At 51.8% G+C, this 23820-nt stretch carries 19 protein-coding genes and 1 tRNA gene; 4 read left to right on the forward strand and 16 right to left on the reverse strand.

The genetic code is table 11. The features are described 5' to 3' along the window. Positions 1-3 precede the first annotated feature (3 nt). The 8 genes from CIK99_RS11210 to lptB all read right to left on the reverse strand — a co-directional run bounded on the left by CIK99_RS11210 (position 4) and on the right by lptB (position 11077). Complete coding sequence (locus tag CIK99_RS11210) at positions 4-1431, reverse strand: peptidylprolyl isomerase (RefSeq protein WP_094381591.1); 1428 nt, start codon at positions 1429-1431, stop codon at positions 4-6. A 26-nt stretch (positions 1432-1457) separates the two neighbouring features. Next, on the reverse strand, positions 1458-2897 hold the full coding sequence (locus tag CIK99_RS11215; RefSeq protein WP_094381592.1) for a peptidylprolyl isomerase: 1440 nt from the start codon (positions 2895-2897) through the stop codon (positions 1458-1460). Positions 2898-2976: 79 nt separating this feature from the next. Beyond that, positions 2977-4458: an IMP dehydrogenase gene (guaB, locus tag CIK99_RS11220; RefSeq protein ID WP_094381593.1), complete on the reverse strand. Its 1482-nt coding sequence runs from the start codon at positions 4456-4458 to the stop codon at positions 2977-2979. A gap of 118 nt (positions 4459-4576) precedes the next feature. After that, positions 4577-6742: a DNA helicase RecQ gene (gene recQ / locus CIK99_RS11225; protein WP_371591029.1), complete on the reverse strand. Its 2166-nt coding sequence runs from the start codon at positions 6740-6742 to the stop codon at positions 4577-4579. A 45-nt stretch (positions 6743-6787) separates the two neighbouring features. After that, positions 6788-8005 carry an ATP-dependent Clp protease ATP-binding subunit ClpX gene (gene clpX, locus CIK99_RS11230; protein WP_094381595.1) on the reverse strand — a complete coding sequence of 406 codons (1218 nt, stop codon included), beginning with the start codon at positions 8003-8005 and terminating at the stop codon, positions 6788-6790. Between the two features lies 1 nt (position 8006). Continuing rightward, positions 8007-8687, reverse strand: coding sequence for an ATP-dependent Clp endopeptidase proteolytic subunit ClpP (clpP, locus tag CIK99_RS11235; protein ID WP_094381596.1), 681 nt, complete (start codon positions 8685-8687; stop codon positions 8007-8009). 115 nt (positions 8688-8802) lie between these two features. Beyond that, positions 8803-10167, reverse strand: coding sequence for a trigger factor (tig, locus tag CIK99_RS11240; RefSeq protein WP_094381597.1), 1365 nt, complete (start codon positions 10165-10167; stop codon positions 8803-8805). 94 nt (positions 10168-10261) lie between these two features. After that, positions 10262-11077, reverse strand: coding sequence for an LPS export ABC transporter ATP-binding protein (gene lptB / locus CIK99_RS11245; protein WP_094381598.1), 816 nt, complete (start codon positions 11075-11077; stop codon positions 10262-10264). A gap of 172 nt (positions 11078-11249) precedes the next feature. Here lptB and CIK99_RS11250 point away from each other — a divergent pair, with 172 nt between their 5' ends. Both CIK99_RS11250 and CIK99_RS11255 read left to right on the forward strand, forming a co-directional pair. Continuing rightward, a complete protein-coding gene (locus tag CIK99_RS11250) occupies positions 11250-11999 on the forward strand; it encodes an ABC transporter permease (RefSeq protein ID WP_094381599.1) in 750 nt (249 codons plus the stop codon). 56 nt (positions 12000-12055) lie between these two features. Continuing rightward, entirely contained in the window at positions 12056-12814 is a 759-nt protein-coding gene (locus CIK99_RS11255; RefSeq protein WP_094381600.1) for an ABC transporter ATP-binding protein, read from the forward strand. Here CIK99_RS11255 and CIK99_RS11260 read toward each other — a convergent pair whose 3' ends face one another. Genes CIK99_RS11260 through era form a run of 3 tightly spaced genes read right to left on the reverse strand, consistent with a single transcriptional unit; the run spans position 12815 to position 15450 of the window. After that, a complete protein-coding gene (locus tag CIK99_RS11260; protein ID WP_094381601.1) occupies positions 12815-13201 on the reverse strand; it encodes a hypothetical protein in 387 nt (128 codons plus the stop codon). 6 nt (positions 13202-13207) lie between these two features. After that, positions 13208-14521, reverse strand: a complete 1314-nt coding sequence (gene der / locus CIK99_RS11265) for a ribosome biogenesis GTPase Der (RefSeq protein WP_094381602.1) — start codon at positions 14519-14521, stop codon at positions 13208-13210. Positions 14522-14568: 47 nt separating this feature from the next. Continuing rightward, positions 14569-15450: a GTPase Era gene (era, locus tag CIK99_RS11270; RefSeq protein ID WP_094381603.1), complete on the reverse strand. Its 882-nt coding sequence runs from the start codon at positions 15448-15450 to the stop codon at positions 14569-14571. 311 nt (positions 15451-15761) lie between these two features. Here era and CIK99_RS11275 point away from each other — a divergent pair, with 311 nt between their 5' ends. Continuing rightward, entirely contained in the window at positions 15762-16871 is a 1110-nt protein-coding gene (locus CIK99_RS11275) for an OmpA family protein (protein ID WP_094381604.1), read from the forward strand. A 248-nt stretch (positions 16872-17119) separates the two neighbouring features. On the opposite strand, the gene CIK99_RS11280 is transcribed toward CIK99_RS11275, so the two are convergent. Beyond that, on the reverse strand, positions 17120-17950 hold the full coding sequence (locus tag CIK99_RS11280) for an AAA family ATPase (RefSeq protein WP_256387403.1): 831 nt from the start codon (positions 17948-17950) through the stop codon (positions 17120-17122). A gap of 51 nt (positions 17951-18001) precedes the next feature. Between CIK99_RS11280 and CIK99_RS11285 the strand changes: the two genes are divergently transcribed. Beyond that, positions 18002-18253, forward strand: a complete 252-nt coding sequence (locus CIK99_RS11285; RefSeq protein WP_094381606.1) for a PD-(D/E)XK nuclease domain-containing protein — start codon at positions 18002-18004, stop codon at positions 18251-18253. A gap of 837 nt (positions 18254-19090) precedes the next feature. Here CIK99_RS11285 and CIK99_RS11290 read toward each other — a convergent pair. From CIK99_RS11290 to CIK99_RS11305, 4 genes are all read right to left on the reverse strand, one after another. Continuing rightward, positions 19091-19175: transfer RNA gene (locus CIK99_RS11290), tRNA-Leu, on the reverse strand. Between the two features lie 67 nt (positions 19176-19242). Next, the gene (locus CIK99_RS11295) at positions 19243-20259 is read right to left on the reverse strand and encodes a S41 family peptidase (RefSeq protein ID WP_094381607.1); all 1017 of its coding nucleotides are present in this window, start codon (positions 20257-20259) and stop codon (positions 19243-19245) included. Beyond that, on the reverse strand, positions 20256-21041 hold the full coding sequence (locus tag CIK99_RS11300) for a DUF3316 domain-containing protein (RefSeq protein ID WP_094381608.1): 786 nt from the start codon (positions 21039-21041) through the stop codon (positions 20256-20258). The genes CIK99_RS11295 and CIK99_RS11300 overlap by 4 nt, the downstream gene beginning before the upstream one ends. After that, positions 21031-23724, reverse strand: a complete 2694-nt coding sequence (locus CIK99_RS11305; RefSeq protein WP_094381609.1) for a DNA gyrase/topoisomerase IV subunit A — start codon at positions 23722-23724, stop codon at positions 21031-21033. The genes CIK99_RS11300 and CIK99_RS11305 overlap by 11 nt, the downstream gene beginning before the upstream one ends. Positions 23725-23820: the final 96 nt, after the last annotated feature.

Consider the following 23820-nt stretch of genomic DNA (forward strand, 5'->3'; position numbering starts at 1 on the left):
CATTTACCTTATCCATCCGTCGTATTCAAACTTACAGTCGCGGTATCTTGGATTGATACGCACGTAAGTAGTCTTAATCTTGTCAACGACCCACTTGTGAAGGATTTCCTCGCGCCGCTTAGCTTCCACCACGGCTTTCATCACCTGGAAGTCCTCGGTAATCTTTGCTTTATGTCCGTCAACCCTGTTCTTCAGCTTAACGATAGCGCACACCTTCTTGCCCCTGTTGTTGATGAGCGTGAAAGGCGCCGAGATGTCGCCAACCTTCATGGTGTCAACGACGACAGCCACCTCAGAAGGCAGGTCTTGCATGCGGAACTTGGATGTTCGCGACATCTCTGTAGAGTTGAACATCAGTCCGTTGTTGTTGCGTGTGTCCTTGTCGTCAGAGATATATGAAGCACCTTGGTCAAAGGTGAACTTCCCTCCAACGATGTCGTTGCGTATGGAGTCGAGACGGAGGAGGCACTTATCTACCGCCTCGTCAGACACCTGAGGCTTCATCAGGATATGACGTACCTTGATCTTGTCGCCACGCTTATCGACGAGCTGGATAATATGATAACCGAATTCAGACTCGACAATCTTCGACACCTTCTTCGGGTCGGTGAGGTTGAAAGCCACGTTGGCAAAGGCAGGATCGAGCATGCCACGACCAGTATAGTCGAGCTCACCGCCCTGGCGGGCTGATCCCGGGTCTTCGGAATAGAGGCGTGCGAGAGTGGTGAACGACGACTCGCCCTTCGTCACCCTGTCGGCAAAGTCGCGGAGAGTCTCTTTCACGCGGTTAATCTCTTCCTGCTCAATCTTTGGTGTCTGAGTGAGGATCTGCACTTCCACCTCTGTTGGCACGTAAGGGATGCTGTCCTGTGAGAGATTGTTGAAGAATCGTCTCACCTCCGCCGGAGTGACGGAGATGTCCTCGACCAATTTCTTCTGCATCTTCTCAGCCATCAAGCGGTCGCGCACCACGTCGTTCAGTTCGTTGCGCATCTGTGTGACAGTCTGTTTCTTGTATTCCTCGAGTTTCTCTTTCGAACCGATCATCTGTATCCAGCCATTGATCTGTCGTTCCACCATCTGTGAAATGTCAGACTGTGAGACCTCGATACTGTCGATGGCAGCCTGATGCAGGAACAGCTTCTGCACTGCTATCTGTTCGGGGATGACACAGTCGGGGTCGCCATCCCAGCGCTGTCCTTCCTGTGCGGCCTGCAGTCGCATGGCTTCGACGTCGCTTTTGAGGATTGCCTCGTCGCCCACCACCCATATCACTTCATCGACGATGGCTGATTCTGGTATCGGCTGTAAAGAGTCTGTGGCAACAGAATCGGTTGCCATGGTGTTTCCCGTCATCTGTCCGTTAGCCATTGATGCCAATCCTATGATGGCGAGGAATACTATTGAATATAGTCTGATACTTGTTGTCATTATTGTTTTTTGAAGATATTATTATTCTATTTTGTAATGTCAGCATACGATGGTATTGTCTTCAGCACATCATAGTTTATTACTACGGCATAGCGGCGTCTGAGGTCGGCAATCCATTCCTGTTCGAGTCGCTCCTGATAGTCTGACACCACAAGACCGCGCACGTCGGTATATACCTTCGGCGCCTTCAGCTTCTTGCCATAGACGGCAGCCTCGATAAAGCCTTCCGGCATCTTGAATGTAGTGTCGGCCTTGAAGACAAGACGATCAACGACGGCATTGTCGCCACGTTTGAAGATGCCTTTCTCCGCCCTGATGCGTTTAGTGCTGTCGGCATTGAACGTGGCATGTAGCTTCTCGTTCCAGTCCTCGAAGTCTAACTTCTTCAGACATTTTTCCACTTCCTTCACGTCTTTTCCGTCGCGAACGAAATAGGCGATGCCCCTATATCGCGGAGCGTCCCACTTATACTTCTTCTTGTTAGCCTTAAAGAAAGCCTCCTGCCCAGCCTCGTCCTTGGCAGCCTTTTCCCATACCATACGATTGCTTTCCTCATAGAGTAACAGTCCGTCATGATACTCCTTGAAGAGCCATTTCTTGTCGGAGTCAACCGCGGCTATAGAGTCAGCATACTGCTGCATTACCTCTTCATTTGTCTTACTGCCATCCGAAACTTTCACGATAGCATCGACCTTGCGCAAGGCTATCGACTCGCGGATATTCCTACGTTCGATAAACTTAAGGATATCGTTGAGCACGGTGTCGAACGGCTCTAATTGCTTACGTCCTTTCATCAGAATGATATGATAGCCAGCAGGCGAAAGGAAAGGCTTGCTCATCTCTCCTGTCTGTAGCGAGAACGCCACCTCTTCAAACTCCTTCAAAGTCTGGTTCACGGCTATCCACGGCAGCAGTCCTCCCCGCTTTGCCGTACCGGGATCCTGCGAGAAGTCTTTTGCCAACTGTTCGAAGTCACCTCCGTTCTGCAGCACGCCGTAGATGGAGTCGATACGTGCCTTTGCCGCCTCCTGCTCCTTGGCGGACGCCTTCTGCGACAAGCGCAGTAAGATATGTGCCGGCTGCACCAATCCCTGAGGACCGATACTGGCTTTCTGCACGTCGTAAAGTCTGTGAGCCTCAGCCATCACGTCAGCGTCGGTGACGATGGCGGGAAGGACCTGGCGGTCGCGGTACTGCAGATATTCCTTGCGAAACGAAGCCATGGTGTCGAGATGCGCCTCCAATGCCGCCGCCACCTTGAGGCGGTAGTTGACATACAGGTCGGCAAACTCTTCCACGGTCTTTCGGTCAATTACTTCTTCACCGTTGTTCTTGTTATATGAGTAGATGAATTCCGAGCGATATACTGGAACACCGTTGACTGTCATCACCACGGGGTCGGCTGTTGTCTGTGCGCCGGCAGCCAAGGTGAAGAGCAATGATACTATTGTGAATATTATCTTCATATTTCGCAAAAGTGGGCGGACACTATTGTCCGCCCTATAATTATAATAATGTGTATTCAAAGAGAGCGAATGTCTGTCATCAGTCATTCGGACGAGAATAGTTTGGAGCCTCGCTTGTGATGGATATGTCGTGAGGATGGCTTTCAAGCACACCAGCGTTGGTGATACGTGTGAACTTGGCGTCGTGGAGTGCAGAGATATCGTTGGCTCCGCAGTAACCCATGCCAGAACGCAGTCCTCCGATGAGCTGGTAGATGACCTCCTGTACTGTTCCCTTGTAAGGCACACGTCCTGCAATACCCTCCGGAACGAGTTTCTTCACGTCCTTGGTGTCGTTCTGGAAGTAGCGGTCTTTCGAGCCATGCTCCATAGCTTCCAACGACCCCATGCCGCGATAGCTCTTGAACTTACGTCCGTTGAAGATGATGGTCTCGCCTGGAGACTCCTCGGTACCTGCCACGAGCGAACCTATCATGACCGAGCTACCGCCGGCAGCGAGAGCCTTGACGATGTCGCCCGAGTAGCGCAATCCGCCGTCGGCGATGAGAGGCACGCCTGTATCTTTGAGTGCGCTATAGACGTCATACACGGCAGAGAGCTGCGGAACGCCGACACCAGCCACCACGCGAGTGGTGCAGATAGAGCCTGGTCCGATGCCCACCTTCACTGCATCTGCACCGTTATCGACGAGCATACGTGCGGCAGCTCCAGTAGCCACGTTACCCACAACGATATCCACATTAGGGAACGAGCGTTTCGCCTCGACGAGCTTTTCGATCACAAACTTCGAGTGTCCGTGTGCAGTATCGATGATGATAGCGTCTGCTCCGGCATCGACAAGAGCCTGCATACGGTCGAGAGTGTCGGCAGTCACTCCCACGCCGGCAGCCACGCGCAGACGGCCTTTGCTGTCCTTGCAAGCCATTGGCTTGTCCTTTGCCTTTGTGATGTCCTTGTATGTGATAAGTCCCACGAGGTGGTTGTCCTTATCCACCACGGGCAGTTTCTCGATCTTGTTTTCCTGCAGAATCTCAGCAGCCGCGGTGAGGTCGGTCTGCTGGTGAGTAGTGATGAGGTTCTCCTTCGACATCACCTCGTCCACCTTCTTGTCGAGATGGCGCTCAAAGCGAAGGTCGCGGTTGGTGACGATGCCCACGAGGTGGTTGTCATCATCGACGACGGGGATTCCTCCGATATGGTATTCAGCCATCATGTCGAGAGCATCCTTCACGGTAGAACCGCGGCGAATGGTCACCGGGTCGTAAATCATACCGTTCTCAGCACGCTTCACGATAGCCACCTGGCGTGCCTGTTCTTCAATAGACATATTCTTGTGGATAACTCCGATACCGCCCTCACGAGCGATGGCGATGGCCATCTGCGACTCGGTAACAGTGTCCATGGCAGCTGTTACGAACGGGATATTCAACTCGATATTTCGGGAGAACCTTGTCTTCAGTTCTACCGTTTTTGGCAATACTTCCGAGTAAGCCGGGATAAGCAGGACGTCGTCAAAAGTCAATCCGTCCATTACGATTTTGTCTGCAATAAATGATGCCATAAATATACTTTTCTATTTTATTGCGTGCAAATTTAGCACAATTTTCTCATATAATGAGCGTTATTCTACAATTTCTTCTCAGTTTAACTTTATTTAAAAGAGGAGGAGAGGAAGAGCGTCAGTTTGCCATTTCTGAAATGAACTTTATCCTCACCAGTCTTATCTCGTCTTCCGAGTAGTCTTCACCCAGCTCTTCGATGGCTGTCTCGAGGTCGTCGGTATCTGAATCGAGGAAATAGTCGTAGATGTCGTCTATATGGTCCTCGTCCATCACCTCTTCGAGGAAGTAGTCGATATTTAGCTTTGTGCCGGAATAGACTATTGCCTCCACCTCGTCGAGCATCTCGTCGAAGTCGATGCCTTTGGCGTTGGCTATGTCGTCGAGTGCTATCTGGCGGTCGATGCCTTGTATGATGCTCACCTTGAGCATCGACTTCTTTGCCACCGTACGCACGCGCAGGTCAGCCTGTCTGACGATGTCGTTTTCCTCGCAATAGTTCTTTATCACCTCGACAAACTCCTTTGCATAGGGCTGTCGCACCTTACCCTCGCCGACGCCCTGTATGCTCTTGAGCTCTTCGAGGGTGACAGGATAGTCGGTTGCCATCTGCTCTATCGACACATCCTGGAAGATGACATAAGGCGGACGTTCCATCTGCTTCGAGATCTTCTTTCGCAGGTCGCGTAGGATGGCGCACAGCGTCGGGTCGAGGGCGCAAGGGTTGTCGCCTCCCTCTTCTGAGTAGTCCTCGTCAAACTCATTGTCCTTGACGATCTCAAAGGAGTGAGGTTTCTTTATGAATCTCTTTCCTTCTGCCGTGATCTTCAGCAGGCCATAGTTCTCCACGTCCTTCTTCAGCAGTCCGCTGATGAGGGCATGGCGTATCAATGGGTTCCATATCTTCTCGTCGTCGTCGGCACCTGAGCCGAACTCTTCGAGGTTCTGGTGCTTGTGTGCGACGATCTCGTCGGTTTCCTTAGCTGTGATGAAGTCGATGACATAGTCTGTACGGAAGTTTTCCTTGATGGCCACGATGGCTTTCAGCGCTATCACCATCTGGTCTTTTGCCTCTACCTTGGTCTTAGGATGCAGACAGTTGTCGCAGTTGCCGCAGTTGGCTTTGTCGTATGCCTCACCGAAATAGTGAAGCAGCATCTTTCTTCGGCACACGGAGGTCTCGGCATACGCCGCAGTCTCCTGTAGCAGTTGTCGGCCGATATCCTGTTCCGCCACGGGTTTTCCCTCCATAAACTTGTCCAGTTTCCTGAGGTCTTTATTGCTGTAGAAAGCTATACACATGCCTTCGCCGCCGTCACGTCCGGCACGTCCCGTCTCCTGGTAATATCCTTCGAGGCTCTTCGGTATGTCGTAGTGGATGACGAAGCGCACGTCGGGCTTGTCGATGCCCATGCCGAAGGCTATTGTCGCCACGATGACGTCGATACGTTCCATGAGGAAGTCGTCCTGTGTCTGGGAGCGTGTGGCAGAGTCGAGACCGGCATGGTATGCGGCAGCCTTGATGTCGTTTGTCTTCAGTATGGCTGCCAGTTCCTCTACCTTCTTTCTCGACAGACAGTAGATGATGCCGCTCTTTCCCGGATGTTGGCGTATGAACTTGATGATATCCTTGTCCACGTCCTTCGTCTTCGGCCTTACTTCATAATAAAGGTTGGGGCGATTGAACGAGCTCTTGAACTCCTTGGCATCGACGATGCCGAGGTTTTTCTTTATGTCGGTACGCACCTTGTCGGTGGCTGTCGCCGTGAGCGCGATGACCGGCGCATTGCCTATCTCATTTACGATGGGTCTGATGCGTCGGTATTCTGGACGGAAGTCATGTCCCCACTCAGAGATACAGTGAGCCTCATCGACAGCATAAAATGATATCTTCACCGACTTGAGGAACTCTACATTATCTTCTTTTGTCAACGATTCAGGAGCCACATACAGCAGTTTTGTATGTCCGCTGAGTATGTCGCTCTTCACACGGTCAATAGCGGCTTTATTGAGCGAAGAGTTAAGATAGTGCGCCACTCCTTCCACCTCGCTGAGGCCATTCATGAAGTCCACCTGGTTCTTCATCAGCGCGATGAGTGGTGAGATGACGATGGCTGTTCCCTCCATAAGCAACGAGGGGAGCTGATAGCATAGCGACTTGCCTCCGCCTGTCGGCATGAGCACGAAGGTGTCGTTGCCGGCAAGCAGATTCTGCACTATCGCTTCTTGATCGCCCTTGAACTTGTCAAAGCCGAAATATTTTTTCAATTCTGCGGTTAGATTCATATCCTGTTGTTTCATTTGTCTCACTTATGTCATCAGCCGTTGTTCCTATCCCACTTTCTGGAGTCGCGACTTCTCCAGCTGTTGTTTTGCATAATCGGCGGTGACTTCAAATTTCTTTATTCTTTTCGAAGGCAGCTCAAACATCGCGTCGTTCATTATGCTTTCCACTATCGAGCGCAGTCCTCGAGCGCCGAGCTTGTATTCCACGGCCTTGTCAACGATGACGTCGAGGGCTTCCTGGCTGAACGTCAGTTGTATTCCGTCCATCTCAAACAGCTTGACATACTGCTTGACGATTGAGTTTTTAGGTTCTATAAGTATCTTTGCGAGTGCTTCCTTGTCGAGCGGATTAAGGTATGTGAGCACAGGCAGACGACCTATGATTTCCGGTATGAGTCCGAAAGACTTCAGGTCTTGCGGCAACACATATTTCATGATGTCGCTCTTGTCTATTTTCCTTACATTCTGCACCGAGTTATATCCCACCGTATGGGTGTTCATTCGCTGTGCTATCTTCACTTCGATGCCGTCGAACGCTCCGCCGCAGATAAACAAGATATTGCGGGTATCAACATGGATATAGTCCTGGTCGGGATGCTTTCTGCCTCCCTTGGGCGGCACGTTGACCATTGTGCCCTCAAGCAGCTTGAGCAGTCCCTGCTGTACTCCCTCGCCACTGACGTCGCGTGTTATCGAAGGGTTGTCGCCCTTGCGTGCTATCTTGTCTATCTCGTCGATAAACACGATGCCTCGCTGGGCAGCCTCGACATTATAATCTGCCACCTGCAGCAGTCGCGAGAGGATGCTCTCCACGTCCTCGCCCACGTATCCTGCCTCGGTGAACACCGTGGCATCGACGATGGTGAAAGGCACGTCGAGGAGTTTAGCTATGGTGCGTGCGAGCAGAGTCTTTCCCGTTCCGGTGCTTCCCACCATGACGATGTTGCTCTTCTCTATCTCCACGCCGCTATCGTCGGCGGGCTGCTGGAGTCGCTTGTAGTGATTATATACGGCCACTGCCAGGCATTTCTTCGCTTCGTCCTGTCCGATGATATACTCGTCGAGATATTCCTTTATCTTCACCGGCTTTGGCACGGCCTTCGTCTTGAAGGCCTTTGGTTTATCCGCCTTTGCGGCTATCTGGGACGACTCGTAGATGCGGTATGCCTGTTCGATACACACGTCACAGATATTTCCGTTGATACCGGTGACGAGCAGGCTGCACTGATTCTCCGGCCTTCCGCAGAAATTACATTTCTTCATTCTATTCTCCCTCCTTGTCCTTCTTTCTTGTAAGCACGGTATCGATCATTCCATATTCCTTGGCCTCGTCTGCCGTCATCCAGTAGTTACGGTCAGAGTCTTTCCACACCTTTTCATAAGGAGTGTGGGAGTGCTCGGAGATGATGGTATATAACTCCTTCTTGAACTTCATTATCTCCTTTGCCTCAATCTCGATATCTGATGCCTGTCCCTGCACGCCGCCGAGAGGCTGGTGTATCATCACACGGCTATGGGTGAGTGCCGAGCGCTTTCCTTCGGCGCCTGACACGAGCAGTACGGCGGCCATAGAGGCTGCCATGCCCGTACATATCGTGGCGACGTCGCTTGAGATGAACTGCATGGTGTCGTAGATGCCCAGTCCTGCCGTTACGCTGCCGCCAGGCGAGTTGATATATATGGAGATGTCCTTTCCTGGATCCACTGAGTCGAGATACAGCAGCTGCGCCTGCAGTGTGTTGGCGGTATAGTCGTCTATCTGTGTGCCGAGGAAGATGATGCGGTCCATCATCAAACGCGAGAACACATCCATCTGGGTAACGTTGAGCTGACGTTCCTCGAGGATATACGGGTTCAGGTACTGAGCCTGCGAGCTCACCACTTCGTCCAGCACAAGGCCATTAATGCCGAGGTGCTTTGTTGCATATTTTCTAAAGTCGTTCATATAATTGTATTAATAAAAATAGAGGTTACCGACCCTCTTATACTTGTTCGTGGAACAAAGTTAATAAAAAAAGTCGATAACCTCTATAATTTAGAGATTTTTTTTTCAAAAAACCTTATTTTTCTTGCATCATCTTGTTAAAATCGTCCAAAGAGACTGTTTTTTCATTCAATTTAACAACTTTCTTCAGCGATTCAGCTAGCTTAGAGTCGATGGCTCGCTCAACAAGATTGTCAACGTACTTCTCATCTTTGATCATGTCGTTGGCATACTTTTCGATATACTCTTCTGGAATATTCGTCATGCCATACTGTGCGAACTGGATGCGTGCAGCCTCTTTTGCCACAGCCTTCACGTCGTCGTCGTTGATCTTTATCTCGGCAGCCTTCACGAGTTGGTTCTTGATAAGGCTCCACTTCAGCTCCTTGATGCTTGCGTCGAAGTGCTGGTTGACGAAGTCCTCGCCCTTCTCCTTGTTGTTGGCTATCATCACTCGCTTCAGCAGCTCAACGGGGAATGTGAGTTCGCCCACCTTGTTCTCCATATATGCGCGCACGTCGAGCATGAACTTGTAGTCGGTGTCGCTCTTCAGCTGGTTCTTGATACCCTCGGCTATCTTCTGGCGGAAGTCGGCCTCGTCCTTGACGTTGCCTTCGCCGTAGATCTGGTCGAAGAGCTCCTGGTTTACCTCAGCCTTTACGTAGCGCGAGATCTCTGTCACGAGGAATGTGAAGTCTGATGTCAGCTCCTCAGCCTTGGCGTCGTCGATCTTCAAGAGCGACTTTATCTCTGCGTTGCTCTCGGGATATGCTTTCTTTGGGTTGAAGGTGATGATGCTGCCGAGCTTTGCTCCGTCGAAGAGCTTGCGCTGGTCTTCCACCTTAATATATTGTGGCATGAGCACAGCAGCCTCAACGACGATGCCATCTTCCTTTGCGTTGCCGTCGGCGTCGAGCTCGCGGAGGTCGCCCTTCAGCATGTCGTTCTGTGCAGCGTCATACTCCTCCACCTTGTCGTAGTGTCCAGCACGCGACTGGAACATCTCCACCTGCTGGCTCACCAACTTGTCGTCAACGTCGATGTTGTAATAGTCAACACTGTCGTCGGCAGTGAGCTCTGCCTTAAACTCTGGTGCCACAGCGATGTCGAAGATAAAGGTGAACGGACCGTCGGTCTCCAGGTCCTGTGGCTCCTGCTTCTCGTTTGGAAGCGGCTCGCCGAGCATGTCGATCTTATTATCTACGATATAAGAGTTAAGGTTCTTGCCAATAAGTTTGTTGATAGCGTCAGCCTTAACAGAAGCGCCGAACTGGCGCTTGATGAGTCCCATAGGTGCCTGACCTACGCGGAATCCAGGTACGTTAGCCTTCTTACGATAATCCTTGAGGGTCTTTTCTACGTCGCCCTGATAGTCTTCCTTCTCGATGACCAATGTCAACACGCCATTGATCTTGTCGGGGTTTTCGAATGAAATATTCATCTTGTTTTTTATCTAATTATTTGTTTGTAATCCATTTTTGGGGTGCAAAGTTACATATAAAAGGTGTAACAACCAACCTTTTTGTGTTTTTTAACTAAAAACCATCTTCTTTTGCCTCTTTTGCCTTTCTCTCCTCCTCCATCATCTGGAAGTCTTTCTTGCGCAGCACGAAGCTATTGCTGAGGTATTTCTCGCGCACTATCTTGTTTTCGGCAAGTTCCTCAGGACTGCCCTGGAAGAGGATGCGTCCCTCAAAGAGCAGGTAGGCGCGGTCGGTGATGCTCAGCGTCTCCTGCACGTTATGGTCGGTGATGAGGATTCCTATATTACGGTCTTTCAGCTTCCATACTATTTGTTGGATATCTTCAACGGCGATAGGGTCCACACCTGCAAAGGGCTCGTCGAGCATGATAAACTTCGGATCTATTGCAAGACAGCGGGCTATCTCTGTTCTTCGGCGCTCGCCGCCCGACAGTTGATCGCCTTTGTTCTTCCTTACCTTTTGTAAACGAAATTCATTTATCAGGCTTTCCAGTTTCCACCTTTGGTAGTCGCGTGGCTTGCCTGTCATCTCCAGCACCGACATAATATTATCCTCCACACTCATCTTGCGGAAGACGCTGGCCTCCTGTGCCAGGTATCCGATGCCTGCACGCGCACGCTTATATACAGGAAACTTTGTGATGTCGAGGTCGTCGAGGTAGATATGTCCGGCATTGGGCACTATGAGTCCCGTGGTCATATAGAAAGAGGTGGTCTTTCCGGCGCCGTTAGGGCCCAGCAGTCCCACTATCTCTCCCTGCTTCACGTCGATCGACACGTCGTTGACGACGGTTCTCTTGCCATATCGCTTCACCAGTCCTTCGGTGCGAAGCACCATTCTGGTTTCATTATTTCTATTCTCGTCCATGTCGTTAGAATTATTTTGGGCGCAAAGTTACTCTTTTTTTTTCATCTATCATCACTCTTTGCCACATTTTTAGTTTATATTTGAATAATAAAGCAAAAAACTTCATTAAAACTTATGGTTTCTCACATTATTTATATAATTTTGCAGCCAGAAAACAAAACATAACGAAATTATGCTTATAGAGAAATGGCTTAACACGCTCGGACGTTACCTCATACTCATGGGCCGCACCTTCCAGCGCCCCGAAAGGATGAGGATGTTTATGAAAGAATATGTGAAGGAGATGGCACAGCTCGGAGTGAACTCCATCGGCATTGTGCTGCTCATCTCTTTCTTCATCGGTGCTGTGATATGCATACAGATGAAGCTCAACATCCAAAGTCCGTGGATGCCGCGCTGGGTGACGGGCTACACCACCCGCGAGATTATGCTGCTCGAGTTCTCGTCGTCCATCATGTGTCTTATCCTTGCCGGCAAGGTAGGCTCGAACATCGCCTCGGAGATTGGCACCATGAGGGTGACTCAGCAGATTGACGCGCTCGACATCATGGGTGTCAACTCGGCTTGCTACCTCATCCTTCCCAAGGTACTCGGCCTGATCACGATCATGCCGTTCTTGGTGATATTCAGTTCGGCAACGGGCATCCTCGGCGCCTATGCCACGGCATATATAGGCCATGTGCTCTCTCCCGACGACCTCACGGCGGGCTTGCAGCACGCATTCAACTCGTGGTTTGTGTGGATGAGTATCATCAAGAGTCTTTTCTTCGCCTTCATCATCTCCAGCGTGCCTTCATATTTCGGATATACGGTAGAAGGCGGCTCGGTGAATGTGGGCAAGGCCAGCACCGATGCCGTGGTGTGCTCGTCGGTACTCATCCTGTGTTCCGACGTGTTCCTCACCCAGCTGCTGTCCGTATAGCTTCTCTGTGTGACGCTACGGTAAAACAAAACGATGACAACGAATAAATTGGATGTATGATTGAAATAAAGAACCTGTGCAAGTCTTTTGAAGACAAAGACGTGCTGAAAAACATATCCGCCACATTTGAAAACGGCAAGACGAACCTCATCATCGGCCAGTCGGGCTCAGGAAAGACGGTGCTGATGAAAAACCTCGTAGGCCTGCTCGACCCCACTTCGGGCGAGGTGCTCTACGACGGGCGCGACTTCGTGTCGATGTCGAAGAGGGAGAAGATTACCCTGAGACGCGAGATGGGCATGATATTCCAGTCGGCGGCACTCTTCGACTCGATGACGGTGCTCGAGAACGTGATGTTCCCACTCGACATGTTCTCCTCGATGAACCTGCGCGAGCGCATCCGCAGGGCACAGGAATGTCTCGACCGTGTCAACCTCGTCGATGCGGAGCAGAAATTCCCTGGAGAGATCTCGGGCGGCATGCAGAAGCGTGTGGCTATAGCGCGCGCCATAGCCCTCAACCCCAAGTATCTCTTCTGCGACGAGCCCAACTCTGGTCTCGACCCGAAGACATCGTTGGTGATCGACGAACTGCTCCACAGCATCACCCACGAGTATAACATCACCACCATCATCAACACCCACGACATGAACTCGGTGATGGGCATCGGCGAGTCTATCATCTTCATCCATCAGGGACATCTCGAATGGCGTGGGCAGAGCAGCGAAGTGATGGACTCCGACAATAAGCTGCTCAGCGACTTTATCTTCGCCAGCGACCTGCTGAAGAAGATGAGGGCGAGCATGAAGAGATAGTCATCTCATCATCCATCGGCCGTCTTTCTCCTGCATCCTCACCACCACCTCCTCGTTGATGCTGTCGCCAAAGCACAGCATCAGGAAGACGTTAGTGGTCTTGGAGAGCGAATCGGCTTTCGACCCCACTATCCTCACCTCGTTCACCCCGTGGCGCTGTTCCCTGATGGCATACACATACTGCTTGGCGTTCACCAGCAGCTGTTCCCTGTAGTCCTCAGGCAAGGAGCCTTGGCGTGCGAAGCCGTCAACATAATATCCGTAGTTGCCTGCCATAAGGCTGTCGTAATACTCCTTGGCAGCTAACGCGGCATAGTCGATAGTTTTATTATCAGAGCAGCCCATGGCGAGGAAGCCAAGGGCTGCGCATAGAAGTATCTTTCTCATTCCCGACTATTTCTGTCTGACAAATATATTAATAGGAGTACCCGAGAGGTTCCAGTTCTCGCGGATCTTGTTTTCCAAGAACCTCCTGTACGGCTCTTTCACATACTGCGGCAGGTTGGCATAGAACACAAACGACGGGATCTGTGTGTTAGGCACCTGTGAGCAATACTTTATCTTGATGTATTTTCCCTTTATCGATGGTGGTGGATAAGCCTCTATCAGCGGAAGCATCGTCTCGTTGAGCTTCGTCGTGCCTATCTTTGCCGTGCGGTGCAGATAGACCTCCTTTGCCGTCTCCAGCACCTTGAAGATACGCTGCTTGGTGAGGGCCGAGGCGAAGATGATGGGGAAGTCGGTGAACGGAGCCATGCGCTGGCGTATGGCAGACTCGAAGGTGTCTATCACCTTCTGCGACTTCTCTTCCACCAGGTCCCATTTGTTCACTACCACCACGAGGCTCTTGTTGTTCTTCTGTATGAGTTGGAAAATGTTCATGTCCTGCGCCTCGATGCCTCGCGTGGCGTCAATCATCAGGATACACACGTCGCTATTCTCGATGGCACGTATGGAGCGCATCACCGAGTAGAACTCGAGGTCTTCGGTCACCTTGTTTTTCTTACGTATGCCGGCGGTATCTACGAGATAGAAGTCGAAGCCGAACTTGTCGTAGCGTGTGTAGATACTGTCGCGTGTGGTGCCCGCTATCTCGGTCACGATGTTACGGTCTTCGCCGATGAAGGCGTTGATGATACTGCTCTTGCCGGCGTTCGGTCGGCCCACGACGGCAAAGCGCGGTATGCCGTCCTCAATGTCGTCGCTCTCGTCGGTCTTCAATCGCGACAGCACCTCGTCGAGCAGGTCGCCTGTACCGCTGCCGGTGGCGGCGCTGATGCAGAACGGGTCGCCCAGTCCTAACTTGTAGAACTCGGCGGCATAATACTGCTGCGTGTTGTTGTCAGTCTTGTTAGCCACGAGTATCACGGGTAGCTTTGAGCGTCGTAATATCTTCGCCACGTCCTCGTCGAGGTCGGTCAAGCCGTTCATCACATCGACGAGAAACAGCACCAGGTCGGCTTCCTCTGTCGCGATAATCACCTGTTTTCTTATCTCCTCCTCAAATATATCGTCGGAGTTGACCACCCATCCTCCGGTGTCCACCACCGAGAATTCACGTCCACTCCATTCGCACTTGCCATACTGTCGGTCGCGTGTTGTTCCCGCCTCGTCGCTCACTATGGCACGGCGCGACTTTGTCAATCGGTTGAATAGTGTTGACTTGCCCACATTAGGGCGTCCCACTATAGCCACTAAATTTCCCATGTTTTCTTTCCGTTTCTCAAATTGTCATTACTTATCAATCTTCTGTCTCAGTCAAGGTTGTAGCCGAAGGCTCCGAGCTCCTTGTCAGAGCTTCTCCAGTCTTTGTCCACCTTCACATAAACCTCAAGAAACACCGACTTGCCGAAGAATTTCTCCAGTGCCTTCCGACTCTCCATCGACACTTTCTTCAGCGCAATGCCCTGATGCCCGATGATGATGCCCTTCTGCGAGTCGCGCTCCACATAGATTATCGCCCTGATGCGTATCAGCTTCTGCTCCTCCTTGAAGCTCTCCACCCTGACCTCTACGCTGTAAGGTATCTCCTTGTCGTAGTAAAGCAGGATCTTCTCTCTGATAATCTCGCTCACGAAGAATCGCGCCGGCTTGTCGGTCAGCTGGTCTTTGCCGAAATACGGCGGGCACTCGGGCAGTAGCTCGTAGATACGTCTGAGTAGCATGTCGATGCCGAACTTGTTTTTTGCGGATATGGGCAGTATCTCAGCCTTAGGCAGCAACCCGTGCCATTTCTCCACTATGTCGCCCAGGTTCTTCTGGTCGCTCTCGTCTATCTTGTTTATCAGCAGCAGCACCGGCACATCCATCTTCGCCACCTTCTCCAGGAAGTCCATGTTCTTCTCAGGGTTCTCCACCACGTCGGTGACGTAGAGCAGCACGTCGGCATCAGTCAGCGCCGACTCGGAGAACGCCAACATCGACTCCTGTAGTTTGTAGTTGGGTTTCAGCACACCCGGTGTGTCGGAAAACACTATCTGCATATCGTCGGTATTGACGATACCCATTATCCTGTGCCGAGTGGTCTGCGCCTTGAATGTAGCAATGCTTATGCGCTCTCCTACGAGCTGGTTCATAAGCGTCGATTTACCCACGTTGGGGTTGCCCACAATGTTTACAAATCCCGATTTATGCATAATCAAGTATAAATATTTTGTGCAAAAATACACATTATTATATTTACTGCCAAAAAAATTAACCTATTTTATTTATTTTGTAGTCATCTCCATGCCATCAGCTCCTCTCTCCCCGACAGTCATCCGTCAGCCACGAGCCAACACCTTTTGACGCATTATTCCCAATGGAAGTCAATTATTTGCATAAATATTTAAAAAAACACAATAAAATATTGTCTGTATCAGAATTTTGCACTATCTTTGCAGCCAAATAGGTTTAACAATTAGCCTAGAGAGAGAAAGTATTAATTATTAGAATAAATTAGACGCGTATGAAGACAATGAAATCTTTACTCGTTGCTGCGCTTCTCTCACTTGGAGTAGCAGCTCAGGCACAGGATGCCAAAGAGTACACATTCAAGAAGCACAACTACCTGCAATTGCAGGGCGGTGCACAGTACACACTCGGTGAGGCAAAGTTCAGCGACCTTATCTCTCCTAATGTACAGGTAGCTCTCGGACGTCAGTTCAGCCCCGTGTTCGGAGCCCGTCTCGCCGTGAACGCATGGCAGAGCAAGGGTGGCTACAACGGCTACAAGGAGTCTGACGGTGCCAACCCAGGCAATATCAGCTACAAGTACAAGTATGTCGCTCCTACCATCGACTTCATGTTCAACCTCTCTAACCTCTTCTGCGGCTACAACCCCGTTCGCACCATGAACGTTTCCGCATTTGTAGGTGGTGGTATCAACATCGGCTTCTCTAACGACGAGGCTAACGACATCGTGAAGAGCGGCTACAACATGACTTACATCTGGGAAGGCACAAAGGTTCGCCCTGTAGGTAAGGCCGGTCTCGCCGTTGACTTCCGTCTGAGCGACGCCGTGGCTCTCGGCATCGAGGGTAACGCCAATATCATCTCCGACAAGTACAACTCAAAGAAAGCAGGCAACGCCGACTGGTATTTCAACGTTCTCGCCGGTCTGAAGATCAACCTTGGCAAGTCTTACGAGAAGGCTGCCCCTGCTCCTGTTGCTGAGCCTGTAGTGGTTGAGCCAGAGCCAGAGCCAGTAGTAGAGCCAGCTCCAGCACCTGTTGTTGAGGAGGTTAAGGTAGTTGAACCACTCCGCATCGACGTGTTCTTCACCATCAACGTAAGCCAGATTACCAAGGCTGAGGAAGCTAAGGTTAAGGAACTCGTTGATTACCTGGGCAAATATCCAGAGAAGAAGGTTGTTGTCACCGGCTACGCTGACGCAGGCACAGGTAACGACAACATCAACGACCGTCTCGCTTCTCAGCGTGCCGCTGCCGTTGTTAAGATGCTCACCGAGAAGTACGGCATCTCTGCCGACCGCATCGCTTCTGACTCTAAGGGCAGCCGCGTTCAGCCATTCGCCGAGAACGACATGAACCGCGTTTCTATCTGTATCACAGAGTAATACTCCACGAGAGCAATAGCATCACCGAAGGAGGCAGACGCCGGGACATTTCCTGGCATCTGCCTCCTTCTTTTTTCACCACAACACTCAATATATAATGATACATAGTATGGAATTATTTCATGGTAGTTATGTAGCCGTAACAAAATCAGAGGAGGTATATATATATTATAGTATTTAAAATCGAAGGTACCTTCATCGCTTGACGAAGGTACCTTCGATGGCTTATGAAGTGAGTTCTCGCCGTTTTAGGCAAGGATGCTCGTGTTCTCGTCGTGGGCGATGTCGATGGCCTGTGCCACTGCATTCTCATTGCCCGCAATGGTAGCGTCGAGGAGGAATTTGGAGTTTTGTATAGTATTTGCCAACGGTGTCCATGACGTCGCTCTAATTGCATTGTTCATCTCGTCGGCCACCTCCTTGTTGGGTATATAGCACTCATAAGTGTCTTTGTTATAAGACAGATATCCGAGATGAATCAATACGGTGAGCACGTCATTCTTGCTTCTGACGTTATGCATGTCGTTGAGGAATTCGGTGGTGTTGACATACACGCTCTCCCCTGACAACATACGGATGATGTCGTCCTTGAGTCCGTCGAAGTTCATCTGGATATACGTTATCACCGAGTCGTAGGCACCGGTGGTAGTCCAATAGCTACCATATTCTTCATTGTAGATAGCCTTTATTACGGAATAGGGATTGAACATGCGAGATGCCTTGCCTATGCGATAACCGTCATACCAGCGTTCCATCTCCATCAAGTCCATTCCATGCTTCTTACATAGCATTTCCACTTCGTCATGTGTAAAACCTAAAGCCTCTGACATCTTACCAGGACGGATCATGGTATATTCGCAAAAATTGTTCAACGCCGACTCGGTGTTGTACCTCTTTATGGGCAGTATTCCCGTGAGATATGCTCCGGCAAAGACAGTATCCGACCACAAACCCTTGAACAGACGGCGGAGCAAATCAACGTATGATGTGGAGATGTAGTCATCCGAGCCCATCTCACGCAGGATGGCATCCCATTCATCGATAATCATCACGAAACGCTCGTCTGTTTTCTCGCAGATGCGGTAGAGATCGCCTCAATTCCCTACGACATCATCACCCGCAAGGAGTGGATGGCGAAGAAGAAGCGCGAGGACTTCTACAAGCTACTTATGTATGTGATATTCACACTGCTCAACAGCAGGGTAGATACCGAGGTGAAGAGTGTACTTGGTCGTGCCGACGTGGTGGTAAAGACAAATGCCGACATCTACGTTCTCGAACTGAAGGTCGATGACTCCGTTGACAACGCCTTGGCTCAGATAGACTCCAAGGGCTATGCCATCCCTTACGAAGCTGACGGACGCAAGGTGACGAAATGCTGAGTGAGCATCGCGTCAGAAGCACGCAACATTGTGCATTGGCGAGTGACGGATGAAGAGGGGAAACATCATCGACGAGCAGAAGTTCAATTAAGGAAAAGACTACTGATTATAAACTTATTATACACTACCATGAACAAAATGACTAACATTGACCCCACACATTTATGAAGTGAGGGTGATGAAATAAGTCTGCTTTTGTGCCACTTGTGCCATTCTGCCATTTGGCACAATCTATGCAAATATGGGAAAAACGGCGTTTTTAGGGCTTTTTACCAAAAAATGCCAAATGGCATATTGGCAGAAGTGGCACAAAATTGGGTGACGTCACGCGAAAAGCAACGCAACGTCACGCGAAAAGCAACGCAACGTCACGCGAAAAGCAACGCAACGTCACGGCAAAATAAACGCAACGTCACGCATAAATCAACGCAACGTTACGCTAAAAGTAACGCAACGTTGCGTCAAAAGCACCATTAGATAGCGGTTACTTACTCAACTTTCGGAAGTATTTTTTTTACCACAGAGTTTAAGAGATTAAGAGCTTTTCACTATGTAAGAGAATGAATGCCAAGGCATTTTGAGTTCTTAGGGGGCTGTGCATGACAACTGCTGCATGGAAACTCTGCGTTCTCCGTCATTTGCGACCTACTCTTTAAATCCATAAATCTCTTTTCCTCTTTATCTCTGTGGTTTAAAACAAATGGCGGATTTTTCGGTGGATTTGCGGCGATTCTTTGGTTTTCGGCGGATTTTCGGTGGATTTGTGGCGGCGATAGGCGGGCGTTGGAATAAAAAAGGCCGAACGGACGTGATGATCCATTCGGCCTTTTTTTGTTGTGGTGCGCCTGACAGGACTCGAACCTGCACATCGCAAGACACCAGATCCTAAGTCTGGCGCGTCTACCAATTTCGCCACAGGCGCTATTTTGCGGGTGCAAAGGTAGGAAAAATAAATGAATTGTGCAAATATATCGTGCAGTTTTTTTGTTTTACTTACGTAATATGCGGCGGGCGGTCTCGATAATGGTGTCGTAGCCGCGCGAAATGTCGTCGGGCTGGAGGGCGGCGGGCACGTCGGGCGAGATACCAAACTCGATGTCGTTGCCCTGGCTGTCGTATGACGGCACGGCGGAGTAACGCACTATCCAGCCGTTGGGCAGTTGGCTGCTCATGGGCATGCCGCCTCCGCCTCCCGTGCGGTCTCCGACGATGGTGACGAGGGGCAGGACTGACATGTATTTCACGAACTCGTTGGCTGCACTATACACGCTCCTGTTGGTGAGCACGCAGACGGGCTTGTGCCAGCGGACGTGAGCCGACGGCGAGATCCACTGTTCTTCGCGCGCGGAGAAGTCGTCGTGGCCCTTACCGGTCTTGTGGCAGATATAGCCCACGAGGGTTGGCTCGGTAAAGAAGCGTGCGGCGAGCTTCTCGGCGTAGCTGAGGTAGCCGCCGCCATTGTCGCGGATATCGATGATTAGTCCGCGGCAGAACATGAGTTCCATGAGGACTGCGTCGAGGTTGCCTTCGCCTACGCCGGCATTGAAGGAGGAGTAGCGTATGTAGCCTACGTTGTCGTCGAGGATGCGGTATTTTATTCCGGCGGCTATCTTGTAGTCGGTGCCGAGATAGCGGCGCTGGAGGGTGTCGCTATAGTTGGCGGGGAAGTCCTCGTGCCAGCTCCAGTAACGTGCCACGTCGGACGATGAGGTGAGGTTGACATGGCCGTCGCGCAGTTCGCCGAGCATGTCGCTGAGGATCTCGAATAGGTTGTCTGGCGTGAGGTCGGGCGAGACCCGCACGCGGTATTTGGAGTATATCTCGTTCCAGTCGAGTCCGTACTGCTGTTGCTTGTAGGTGAAATAGCAGTAGTGCTCGTCGATGATCCGCCACAGGGCGTCGAAGTTGCCCTCGGGCGAGTCGGCATACTCGCTGTCGTCAACACAGGCCGTGAGAGTGAATGCGGACAGGAGGGCTATGATGAGTGATGAGAGATGATGTTTCATGGGCGATGGTGTGTGACTGAGAACCGCTTCACGATGCCTATCATGAAGTGGTTGGAGTAGATGTGCGACTTGAGATTGTTGACCTTGGCCTGCTGGAGGTCGGCGAGATAGCCTATGCGGAGCGTGGCCTTAGCGCTGAGGGCGACGTCGGCCATGAGCTGATGGCGCATGGACGGGGCAGAGACGAGGGTGACGGGGACTACGTTATGGTCGTAGTTGCCGCGCGAGAAGATCTCGTAGTAGGACTGTCCGTAGTTGGGGCTGAACATCAGGCCGAGGAGCGGTAGCTGTGTCTCGTAGCGCAGGGCGGCGGCTGTCTTCCCGACGCGAAACCGCCATGTGGCGGTGGCGGTGGGCATGATGTGGATGCTGGCGCGCGCCTGTGCGGGATTGTTGCCGTTAGAGGTGTTGTAGATGAAGCCGAGATTGCCCACGGCCATCGCACCTGCCTCTACTGTGAGCGAGGGCAGGACGGCGAAGCTGCGGAGACGTCCTATGAAGAAGGTGTAGTCAGCTGAGAGCTCGTTGGAGTCGTCGCTGCGGTCGGAGGCGGTGGCGAAGTGTGCCTGATGTTCGACGAGCGTGGTCCACCGTGCCTCGGGCTTGAGGCTTTGCGACGTGGCGAGGAAGGTGACTCCTGTGCCGTTGAAATGCTCTTGCGAGAGATAGGTGTCGTAGAGCTCTGTGGGGCCTACACCTATCATATATGTGGTCTGCCTTTGCTTTTGCGCCACTGCCGCCACGGGGAGGAGCAGCAGGGCGAGAATAATCTTATATGCCATCGGGGAATAGATTTAGTTGTCCGGTAATCTCGTCGCGCACCTGGCTCTCGCTCTTGCCTGCATCGGGGTCGAGGTTTTCTTCCTCGCCGCCGTCGGCGTCGGGCTCTTCGTCGGTCTCTGGCTCGGGATAGCGGAGGGGTTCGAGCTCTTCGATGCTCTCTATCTGCCATGTGGTGATGCGCTTGCCCTTGGCCTTGAAGCCTTTGACGGCGACAAACTGTTCGGCGTCGATCTCCATGGCCTCGCGGAAGGCGTCGTTGCCTCCGAAGGCCACCCTGACGCGCGGATATGCCTGGCACGTGAGCAGCACCTGACGGCTGTTGGGGTTGTCGCCGAGGTAGTTCTGCTTTCGCTTGCTGGCCTCCATCTCGAAGCGTTTGAGGTAGGGATAGCCGGCATTGTCGGCATCGAAGAGGACGGCTGTCCACACCTTGCTCTCGTCGTACTTCTCGATAATGGCGATGTTGTCCTCATAGTGGTTGTTGGCGTCGAAGTTGGTGAGGTAGTAGTCGCCGTTGGTGAGGATGACGAGTATCTGGTCGCCGTCGTAGAACTCGCCGAGGAGCTTGCCGTGCTCGTCGTAGTTGAGGCGGTTGACGTCGGGGTCGAACCACACCTTGCGTCCGCCGAGGGTGGAATGGCCGTGGCTCTTGAGGCCGATGCGGTGGATGGCGTTGTGGGAGAGGAGGTTGCCCTTCGAGGCTCGTCCCTTGATGAGTATGGAGGAGAAGTCTTTGTCGAGGAAGATGCTGCCCTTGCGCTTCTCGGAGGGGTCGAACGTGATCTTGATAATCTCTGCCTCGCCGTTGGGGTTGGCGGTGAAGTAGATGATGCGCGAGCCGGGCGTGCCTTGAGTGACGTCGTATTCGCGGTCGCGTGTGATGCTGGTGACGTTAAAGCGCTTGATGAAATAGTCGCCTTTCTTTCCGTCGCGATACACCACATTATATATAGTACGCTTGTCGTTCTTCTTGAACACGGCGAGATGGAGCACGTTCTTGCCCACGAAGATCTTCTCCGCCACCTTGATCACCTTGTATTTGCCGTCCTTGTAGAAGATGATGATGTCGTCGATGTCAGAGCAGTTGCACACAAACTCGTCTTTCTTCAGTCCAGTGCCGATGAAGCCTTCCTGACGGTTGATGTAGAGCTTCTCGTTGGCCTCGACGACTGTGGTGGCCTCGATGGTGTCGAAGTTGCGTATCTCGGTAAGGCGCGGATGGTCCTTGCCGTACTTGTCCTTAAGGAACTGGAACCAGTTGGCTGTCACCTCCACCATGTTGGCAAGGTCGCGGTCGATGTCTTCTATCTCTGCCTTGATGCGTGCCATGAGCTCGTCGGCACGGTCTTTGTTGAACTTCAAGATGCGCTGCATCTTTATCTCGAGCAGGCGGAGGATGTCGTCTTTGGTCACCTCGCGAACAAACTGCGGATAGTATGGCGTGAGTCGCTCGTCGATATGAGCGCAGACGGAATCGACGTCGGGCGCCTGCTCAAATTTGCGGTCCTTGTAGATGCGCTCCTCGATGAAGATCTTCTCGAGCGAGGCGAAATGGAACTGTTCGAGGAGCTCGCCGCGGCGTATCTCGAGTTCGCGGCGGAGGAGGGCCTTGGTGTGCTCGGCACAGTGGCGCAGCACGTCGCTCACGGTGAGGAACTGAGGCTTGTTGTCGGCGATGACGCAGCAGTTGGGCGAGATGTTGACCTCGCAGTCGGAGAAGGCGTAGAGGGCGTCGAGGGTCTTGTCGGACGAGATGCCGGGAGCGAGATGCACCTGTATCTCCACCTCGGCGGCGGTGTTGTCGTCCACCTTGCGCGCCTTGATCTTGCCTTTCTCTATGGCCTTGAGGATGGACTCGATGAGCGTGGTGGTGGTCTTGCCGTATGGTATCTCGCGGATGACGAGGGTCTTGTTGTCGAGCTTCTCTATCTTCGCCCTCACCTTGAGCACTCCGCCGCGCTGGCCGTCGTTATAGCGGCTGACGTCGATGCTGCCTCCCGTGGGGAAGTCGGGATAGAGCTGGAAGGGCTGGCCGTGGAGATAGGCTATGGCGGCGTCGCAGAGCTCGCAGAAGTTGTGGGGAAGGATCTTCGACGACAAGCCTACGGCAATGCCTTCGCATCCCTGTGCGAGCAGCAGCGGAAACTTGACGGGGAGCGTGATGGGCTCTTTGTTGCGGCCGTCGTAGGAGAGCTGCCATTCGGTGGTCTTGGGATTGAACACGGTGTCGATGGCAAACTTCGACAGGCGCGCCTCTATATATCGAGGGGCGGCCGCCCTGTCGCCGGTGAGGATATTGCCCCAGTTGCCCTGTGTATCGACAAGAAGGTCTTTCTGTCCGAGCTGCACAAGGGCGTCGCCGATGGAGGCGTCGCCATGAGGGTGAAACTGCATGGTGTGTCCCACAATGTTTGCCACCTTATTATATCGTCCGTCGTCCATGCGTTTCATGGAATGGAGGATGCGCCGCTGCACAGGCTTTAGACCGTCCTCGATATGCGGCACGGCGCGTTCGAGGATGACATACGAGGCATAATCGAGAAACCAGTTCTGATACATGCCGCTGAGATGGTGTACTGCCGAGGCGTCAAACCTGTTGACGGGTTTGTAGTCTGAATGTTGCTGAGAGGTCGGCTCTTCGAGGCTCTCATTGCCTTTAATATCGTCTATTTCGTCGCTCATGAGGTAAATGTCGTATTTCTTTAGCTGCAAAAGTAATAAAAAGAAATGAATTTTGCAAATATTGTGTTATTTTCTTTTGTTTTTCGCTCAACTTAC

The organism is Prevotella sp. P5-92 (assembly GCF_002251245.1).
Classification (GTDB): Bacteria; Bacteroidota; Bacteroidia; order Bacteroidales; family Bacteroidaceae; genus Prevotella.

Excerpts from the sequence above, each read along its gene's own strand:
- CIK99_RS11210 (WP_094381591.1), bottom strand. The coding sequence starts at position 1,431 with ATGACAACAAGTATCAGACTATATTCAATAGTATTCCTCGCCATCATA.
- CIK99_RS11215 (WP_094381592.1), bottom strand. The coding sequence starts at position 2,897 with ATGAAGATAATATTCACAATAGTATCATTGCTCTTCACCTTGGCTGCC.
- guaB (WP_094381593.1), bottom strand. The coding sequence starts at position 4,458 with ATGGCATCATTTATTGCAGACAAAATCGTAATGGACGGATTGACTTTT.
- recQ (WP_371591029.1), bottom strand. The coding sequence starts at position 6,742 with ATGAATCTAACCGCAGAATTGAAAAAATATTTCGGCTTTGACAAGTTC.
- clpX (WP_094381595.1), bottom strand. The coding sequence starts at position 8,005 with ATGAAGAAATGTAATTTCTGCGGAAGGCCGGAGAATCAGTGCAGCCTG.
- clpP (WP_094381596.1), bottom strand. The coding sequence starts at position 8,687 with ATGAACGACTTTAGAAAATATGCAACAAAGCACCTCGGCATTAATGGC.
- tig (WP_094381597.1), bottom strand. The coding sequence starts at position 10,167 with ATGAATATTTCATTCGAAAACCCCGACAAGATCAATGGCGTGTTGACA.
- lptB (WP_094381598.1), bottom strand. The coding sequence starts at position 11,077 with ATGGACGAGAATAGAAATAATGAAACCAGAATGGTGCTTCGCACCGAA.
- CIK99_RS11250 (WP_094381599.1), top strand. The coding sequence starts at position 11,250 with ATGCTTATAGAGAAATGGCTTAACACGCTCGGACGTTACCTCATACTC.
- CIK99_RS11255 (WP_094381600.1), top strand. The coding sequence starts at position 12,056 with ATGATTGAAATAAAGAACCTGTGCAAGTCTTTTGAAGACAAAGACGTG.
- CIK99_RS11260 (WP_094381601.1), bottom strand. The coding sequence starts at position 13,201 with ATGAGAAAGATACTTCTATGCGCAGCCCTTGGCTTCCTCGCCATGGGC.
- der (WP_094381602.1), bottom strand. The coding sequence starts at position 14,521 with ATGGGAAATTTAGTGGCTATAGTGGGACGCCCTAATGTGGGCAAGTCA.
- era (WP_094381603.1), bottom strand. The coding sequence starts at position 15,450 with ATGCATAAATCGGGATTTGTAAACATTGTGGGCAACCCCAACGTGGGT.
- CIK99_RS11275 (WP_094381604.1), top strand. The coding sequence starts at position 15,762 with ATGAAGACAATGAAATCTTTACTCGTTGCTGCGCTTCTCTCACTTGGA.
- CIK99_RS11285 (WP_094381606.1), top strand. The coding sequence starts at position 18,002 with ATGGCGAAGAAGAAGCGCGAGGACTTCTACAAGCTACTTATGTATGTG.
- CIK99_RS11295 (WP_094381607.1), bottom strand. The coding sequence starts at position 20,259 with ATGAAACATCATCTCTCATCACTCATCATAGCCCTCCTGTCCGCATTC.
- CIK99_RS11300 (WP_094381608.1), bottom strand. The coding sequence starts at position 21,041 with ATGGCATATAAGATTATTCTCGCCCTGCTGCTCCTCCCCGTGGCGGCA.
- CIK99_RS11305 (WP_094381609.1), bottom strand. The coding sequence starts at position 23,724 with ATGAGCGACGAAATAGACGATATTAAAGGCAATGAGAGCCTCGAAGAG.